General features: G+C 35.8%; 5 protein-coding genes and 3 pseudogenes. 2 read left to right on the forward strand and 6 right to left on the reverse strand.

Annotation, left to right across the window (positions count from 1 at the left end):
- Positions 1-41: 41 nt before the first annotated feature.
- Entirely contained in the window at positions 42-854 is an 813-nt protein-coding gene (locus tag BHE89_RS06295; protein ID WP_286145947.1) for a serine hydrolase domain-containing protein, read from the forward strand.
- A 67-nt stretch (positions 855-921) separates the two neighbouring features.
- Here the strand turns inward: BHE89_RS06295 and BHE89_RS06300 are convergent, their stop codons facing one another.
- The 4 genes and pseudogenes from BHE89_RS06300 to BHE89_RS06315 all read right to left on the reverse strand — a co-directional run bounded on the left by BHE89_RS06300 (position 922) and on the right by BHE89_RS06315 (position 4,336).
- Positions 922-1,326: a DUF4139 domain-containing protein gene (locus BHE89_RS06300; RefSeq protein WP_128860354.1), complete on the reverse strand. Its 405-nt coding sequence runs from the start codon at positions 1,324-1,326 to the stop codon at positions 922-924.
- Positions 1,319-1,966, reverse strand: coding sequence for a DUF4139 domain-containing protein (locus BHE89_RS06305; RefSeq protein WP_128860355.1), 648 nt, complete (start codon positions 1,964-1,966; stop codon positions 1,319-1,321). The genes BHE89_RS06300 and BHE89_RS06305 overlap by 8 nt, the downstream gene beginning before the upstream one ends.
- Positions 1,967-2,078: 112 nt before the next feature.
- On the reverse strand, positions 2,079-2,582 hold the full coding sequence (locus BHE89_RS06310; RefSeq protein WP_216080987.1) for a DUF4140 domain-containing protein: 504 nt from the start codon (positions 2,580-2,582) through the stop codon (positions 2,079-2,081).
- A 355-nt stretch (positions 2,583-2,937) separates the two neighbouring features.
- Positions 2,938-4,336, reverse strand: a pseudogene (locus BHE89_RS06315) (amidohydrolase).
- Between the two features lie 172 nt (positions 4,337-4,508).
- Here BHE89_RS06315 and BHE89_RS06320 point away from each other — a divergent pair.
- Positions 4,509-5,747, forward strand: coding sequence for a TerD family protein (locus BHE89_RS06320; RefSeq protein WP_069369157.1), 1,239 nt, complete (start codon positions 4,509-4,511; stop codon positions 5,745-5,747).
- 109 nt (positions 5,748-5,856) lie between these two features.
- Here BHE89_RS06320 and BHE89_RS06325 read toward each other — a convergent pair.
- Positions 5,857-6,306 (reverse strand): annotated as a pseudogene (locus BHE89_RS06325) (YaiI/YqxD family protein); the annotation flags it as partial.
- 109 nt (positions 6,307-6,415) lie between these two features.
- Positions 6,416-6,955: pseudogene (locus BHE89_RS25175) on the reverse strand (RNA-guided endonuclease InsQ/TnpB family protein); the annotation flags it as partial.

The raw sequence follows: 6,955 nt of genomic DNA on the forward strand, positions 1-6,955 counted from the left end.
TTTAGGCGTTCTGTTTCAAAGTCAATTTACTGCTTTTCTATATGCTTTTAGCTAAAGAAGGAAAATTGTCACTTGATGATTCCATTCTTATCTATTTACCTGAGTTATGTGCATATGCCAAAGCGATCACGATTAGCGATTTAGTTTTCCATACCAGTGGGTTAATTGATTATATGGAATTAGCGTTTGAACGAGGCATTTCTTATACAACACCGCTTACGCCAGAAGAAAGTTTTGCTGATATCGTAAAGCAAACAAAGACCTATTACCCTATTGGCAGTAAATTTGAATATAACAATACTGGATATTTTTTGCTGTCTCAGATCATTGAGCGAGTAAGCCAGCAACGATTTTCAGTTTTTGCTCGAGAGCGTATCTTTGAGCCATTACAAATGAACGATACTTTTATTGTTGAAGAATATCCTACAATAAATCCTATTGTGTCTGGATATGCGAAAAATGCGCAAGGACACTATGAATTATCAGAAAGTCCATGGACGCATACTGGTGATGGCGCAGTACATTCAAGCGCAAGTGATTTAATGAAATGGGGTGAAAATTTTAGTACAGCAAAAGTAGGTGATGCCGAGCTTATTGCAAAAATGACACAACCTTTTTCTAATTTTACGCGTGACGGTAAGTTAGTCATTGATTATGAAGCTTATGGATTTGGTCTTTTTATTAATCATACTCTAGGTGAAATAAGCTTTGAACATTCAGGGGGATGGATGGGAACTTCAACCTATTTTATGCGTTTTCCACAATCAAAACTTACTCTTACAGTGCTTTCTAATCGTGAAAACTATGATGTTGATTTACTTGCAACTGAAGTGGCAAAAACTTTGCTTAACTAGTTGGCAAAAAATAGAAAAGGTGCAATGCACCCTTTCTATTTTATTTTTTTTAATTTAGATAGGAGAATTATAACCCCATGATTTTTCTATTCTTAGGATATGAAAGCGTATAATTTAGAGGTAATGATCTTTCCTCTTTTGCACCTAATGTAATATCCCATTTAATTTCGCCAGTATTTTTATCAAGCTCGCCATCTTTATAAACCGCATCTGCGACAGTGATATTATTTTCTTGGCTAAGTGGTAATTGATCGTAAATAGTGACTTTGACAGGAGCGTTGTAAGTGTTTCTGACTTTAATAGTATAACTCTCTTTTTGTTCAACTGTTGTACCAATAAAAATCGGCTCTTTTCTTATCTTTTCATTATTAATACGGCTAATTTGAATATTTTTATCTATCCCAAATGGAATGCTAAGTAACTCTGTTAATTCGTTAGTATTAATATAACTATTACCAACAAAGCTATTCATATAGTAGATATTCGCACGACCATTGAGTAAATTTAAGTTTTTCCCAATCTTTTACTTCAGCTTGTAAATAAACTTCTTCAACTAATTTGGGCGTCGTTAAATAGCGATAATCTGCAACAACTTCTTTTTGATTAATCACTAGTGTATTAGGTTCTGTGCTATTTTTTAAAGTGTAAGGTAACGCGATAGTATGGCTTAAATTAATCCCATTATTGTTGGTTGTTACATATCGTGTTACACCTTTATTTAATTGTTTTTCATAGCTTTCTTCTCTCATTGCTGCGGGAGATGGTGCTACTGGAGATGCCATCTCCATGCTCATACTTTTATTTCTAAATTTAGCATTATCATTGTAAAGAGCGAGATACCATGGTGATAAAGTTGGTGCAGTAATATTTAAAGATGGATTTGTGGATGTTAAGACTAGTTTTACTTTATCCCAATTGAGTCCTGTATGTTGAATAACATCCACCTTGTAGGTGAGTAATATCGGTTTATCCATTCCTTGGCTTCGAATATCATAAGCCGGCGACCATCCGGCATCTGGTGTTATATAAGAAATACGCATTTTACTGGTTAGATTTTTTGATGTGCTTAAAGATAAAACAATTTGTGTTTTCTCTTTTGCGATAGTTGGCATATCAATTTCTATTTGTCTGCTTAATTCTTCAGATTGTTTCTGTTAGTTCAGCAATTTCTTCACGTGCATATTTTGTTTATTTAGAATAGCAGTCATTTTTTGGCTAATAAAATCAAAATTTTTGCGATGAGTGTTCTAATGACTGAGTTTCATCATGACCAAAAAATGATTGGTCTTTTAATAAAGCAATCTGTTCATCACCCACACTAATATTGATATTTAATCCTTCAATTTTCTTATTAATATCTTTTTGCTTTTCCATCAATATTGCAATTGCAGAGGGATAACTAGGGGCAATAGGAATTTTTTTAACGTTAATTGTGTTAATAATCACATCATCATTATCAATACTAATTGATAAACTTTTAGGATCAATATTGTTTGCAACATTAGATAAAACAACGTCACTCTGCCCTGCTGGTAAATTGAGTGTTATATCATTATCTAGTTCAGCACCCCGTAAAAAAAGAGTTGCTTGATTGAGTTTTATATCATAACTAAGTGGTTTGGTTGGCTCTATTGAATTGATTTCATTAGCAAAAACACTCGTTACACTAACAATAGATAATGTAATCATCGAGAGTGTAAGTTTATTGGGTATAATCATCATTTTCATTCTATCCATAGGTGATGAGCAGCATTAGTGTGAACTGCAACATAGAGATGCGCTGTTGTACAAGTATATTTAGATAGTATTGCATCTCTAATAAATTAGATAACAGAATAAACTTAAAGATCTAATAGGTAAAAAAGGTAAAAAAATAAATAAAACAGTGTGTTATCGCTTTTAATAAAATGAATATTATAAATAATAAGGATTATCTTAATGATAGATAGATATTTAGCTTTTGTTGGCTTTATATGGACTTATTTAGATAAAAATAAGAGAAAGTATTGCTAATAAGCAATAAAAAAGGCAGTTTTAAAAAAAACAAACTGCCTTGGATAAAAATATTGTTATTGGTTTTTATTTAACAACTTCTACCGCTGTCGATAACCGTTTTACGTACTTTTATTGGAGAAATCTTGTGCTTCTTTAATAATGGCTTTTTCATCAAGGGTTAATAATTGGCGATCTTCCATTAAGATTTTTCCATCAACAATGGTATGGCGAACATTGCTTCCATTTGCACCATAAACTAATGCTGCATAAGGGCTATACATTGGCACCATATTAGGTGATTTAGTATCAACAACAATAATATCTGCAAGTTTTCCTGATTCTAAAGATCCCAGTTTATCTTCCATGTGTAATACTTTTGCTGAACCTATTGTAGCCAACTCGACAACAGTTAATGGTGGCATAGCAGCACGATCTTTATTCTCTAATTTATGGATTTTACCCACGAGATTTAGCTCATTCATGGTCGTTAGCGTATTACTTGACATTGGGCCATCAGTGCCTAAACCTACACGAACCCCTTTTTCTAGCATTGTGACAACAGGCGCGACACCTTTTGCTGATTTAGTATTTGCGCTTATATTATGAGCGACACCAACATCATATTTTTTCAGTAAATCAATATCTTTATCGTCGACCATAATTGCGTGAGCCGCGATCACTTTATTATTTAACGCTCCGATATCTGCCATATATTGAACGGGACTTTTCCCGCCAGTACGTTTAGCGATTTCTTCTTGTTCACGGTCGGTTTCAGCTAAATGGATCATAACAGGAACATCAAGTTCTATTGATAACTTAGCAATTTTCTGAAGGTTTTCTGTGGTATTGGTATAAGGGGCATGTGGTGCAAATGCTGGGGTAATACGAGGGTGATCTTTATATTCTTTAATAAAGTTTACTGCGTATTGGATACCTTCTTCTGGTGTGCTCGCATCAGCAACAGGGAAATTAATAACAGATTCTCCTAGTACCGCACGATTCCCCATTTTATCCACAGTTTTAGCTACTTCATCTTCGAAATAATACATATCAACGTAAGTTGTTACGCCACCTTTTACCATTTCGATATTTGCAAGATCAGCACCTACTCTGACCATTTCGCGTGAAACCATTTTGCTTTCAAGTGGGAAAATATAACGGTGGAGTCTGTCTGGCACATCATCAGCTAATGAACGAAATACAGTCATCGAACCATGAGTATGGGTATTAATTAAACCCGGCATCACAATATCACCATCAACATCTAATACTTTATTAGCTTGATATTCTTTAGAAAGCTCAGGACCACCAACGGCAATAATTTTATTTTCTTTTACGACAACAGTACCCTGCTCAATGATTTTATTTTGTTGATCCATAGTTAGAACAGTGCCGTCAACTATCATCAAATCAGCCTGTTTTGCTGCATAACTAGAAAAGGAGACAGCCATGACAGCCAAAGCAAGCATAGATTTAGAAAATGACATTATTACCTCTCGTCGTGATGGGAAAATTTCCCTAAGATTATAGATAAATTCATTGGTTTTTGATATCAATTGAAAGTGAAAGAGATCACCGAATAAATAATTAATTAAAGTTATTATCGCATTCGTTGCCTAAATTTCTTGCAGTTAGTCTTATCAATCAAGGAGTGGTTTAATGAGTAAAACGTTGCAACCTGGTGAAAATACATCCCTTAGCGAAAATAAAGGGCAAGTTAAAGTATCTCATGCAGTAGGTGATAATCTTGATATTAATCTGACAGCATTTTTAGTAACAGGATCAGGAAAAGTCGTTAATGACGACGATATGGTGTTCTTTAATGCACCTCATCACTCCTCTGGGGCGGCTTCATTTATTTCACCGATAACGCAAGGCTCAACAGTTATTCATAGTATTGATTTTGATTTTTCTCGTTTACCTGCAAATATTACTAAAATAGCAATTACATTAACGCAAGATGGTAGTGCTGGTGGTTTTGCTGTTGTTAATCAGTTAAAAGCACAAGTGTTGATAAATAATGACGTTATTGAGTTAGTACCAAGCCAGTTTTCACAAGAGACAGGTATTATTGTTTTAGAACTTTATGTTCGAAATGGCCAAAATAAAGTTCGCGCTGTTTGGCAAGGTTTTGCTTCTGGACTTGCTGGCTTATGTAATCTTTATGGTGTTGAAGTTGAAGAGCCTACTCCCGTTGTTACGCCACCTCCGACGCCTATTAATATACAAAAAAGTGTAGTTAAACTGACTAAATCTGATAGTAGTCATCGTGTTTCATTACTAAAAGGCAATGATGCGCCTAAACGTATTTTAGTGAGTGCGACATGGATAGATAATGGAGATGGAAAAGATAATGATGATTTAGATCTTCGTGTAGGAATTTTACGCCCGAATGGTCAAATGTCTATTATTCAAGCTCCAGATAAAAGTGGTGCTTTTAATTCAGATCCTTTTGTCTTCCATACTGGTGATGTCGTGAGTGTTAGTCAAGAACAACCTGGTTGCGAAACAGTTGAAATTAACCCTGCTATTTCCCAATTAATGGGCGGTAAAGTCGCGTTGGTTTGTAGTGTTTACTCTGCGATTAGTAATGGTTGCGTTTCTGTTGCCTCATTAAAACCAACAATGCGTATGGAATATGGAAATCAAGTTGTTGAATGTTCTTGTGAATATAAGAAAGGCTTTTTCAATAATATGATTTATACCTATGTCATTGGTATTATTGAGATTGACCAAGATAGCATTACATTAAAACCATCAGGTGTAACATCAAGAGTAGGCAGTGAAGCGACACCTTGGTTAACACGTAATGGCGATGAGCTTAAATTAACGATGGATGGTCCTCATGTTTTTAAAGGGAAGAAACCAAGTATTTTAGGCACAAAGCGTTATGTCTGATCTCATTTTTAACGAAGACATAAGTTAAAGTTTATCTTAAAGAAAAACGGGCAATAATCTCTATGCCCGTTTGTTGATTAAAAGCATTTATTACTGAGTAAATTAAACGCGTTTTTTTTTGTTGCAAAAACCACTTATCTAATTCATTCGCAAAAAGTTGGCGGTCACGTTGACTTAAACTTGCAGGACCTCCAGTTTGAATACCACTTGCTCTCATCGTATCCATAAAATCACGTATATTTAAACGTTCTCGAATAGTGGCTTCAGTATAACGTTCACCTCTTGGATTCAGAGCGACTGCGCCCTTTTCTATAACTTCAGCAGCTAAGGGAATATCAGCGGTAATAACCAAGTCATCTTTATTGGTGCGGCGAACAATTTCGTTGTCAGCGACATCAAACCCAGCAGAAACTTGTAATGTGCGTAAGAAAGGTGATGCGGGTACAATTAATCGTTGATTAGCAACAAAAGTAATAATGATTTTTTCTCTATCTGCTGCACGATATAACACTTCTTTGATTACTTTTGGACATGCATCAGCATCAACCCATATAGGCATAACAACACTCTCTTTGTTATTCAGTATTAAATGGTCTGTATTTATGACGTTTAAAATAACACATTAATAGTGACTGCTCCCCACCGTAAACGGTGAGGCTTCCCACTTCTCAAACCGCAACCCTCTGTACGACGGATTTACACTGGTCTCCATGGGCTGAAACGACGAGTCCCGCCGCTTGTAATTCCAATATGCCCTTGTGTCGGATATTGATTGCCGCATTGATATCTCGGTCATGTTCAACTCCACATTCAGGGCATTGCCAGATACGCTTATGTAGTGGCATTTCTGACATTTTATGACCGCAACAATGACAGGTTTTCGAACTGGCAAACCATTGATCCAGTTTTACCAGATGGACGCCTTTTTTCTGCGGCTTTGTATTCCAGCTTTGTGATAAAACCATGCCAGCCTGCATCACCGATAGCGCGAGCCAGACAGTGGTTTTTCATCATATTCGCCGATTTCAGTGTCTCGACAATTACCGCTTGGTTTTCGTCAATAATTGCACGAGAGAGCTTGTGTTGAAAATCAGCACGGGCATTGGCTACCCGTAATTTCACGATGTAAACGCGCTTCAATCGGTGCGATTTTCGGGATTTTTATCGCGCCATCAATGACTTTGATCCCGACACAATGATAGCTAGAT

The sequence above is a fragment of the Shigella sp. FC1967 genome, assembly GCF_001743005.1.
GTDB lineage: Bacteria > Pseudomonadota > Gammaproteobacteria > Enterobacterales > Enterobacteriaceae > Proteus.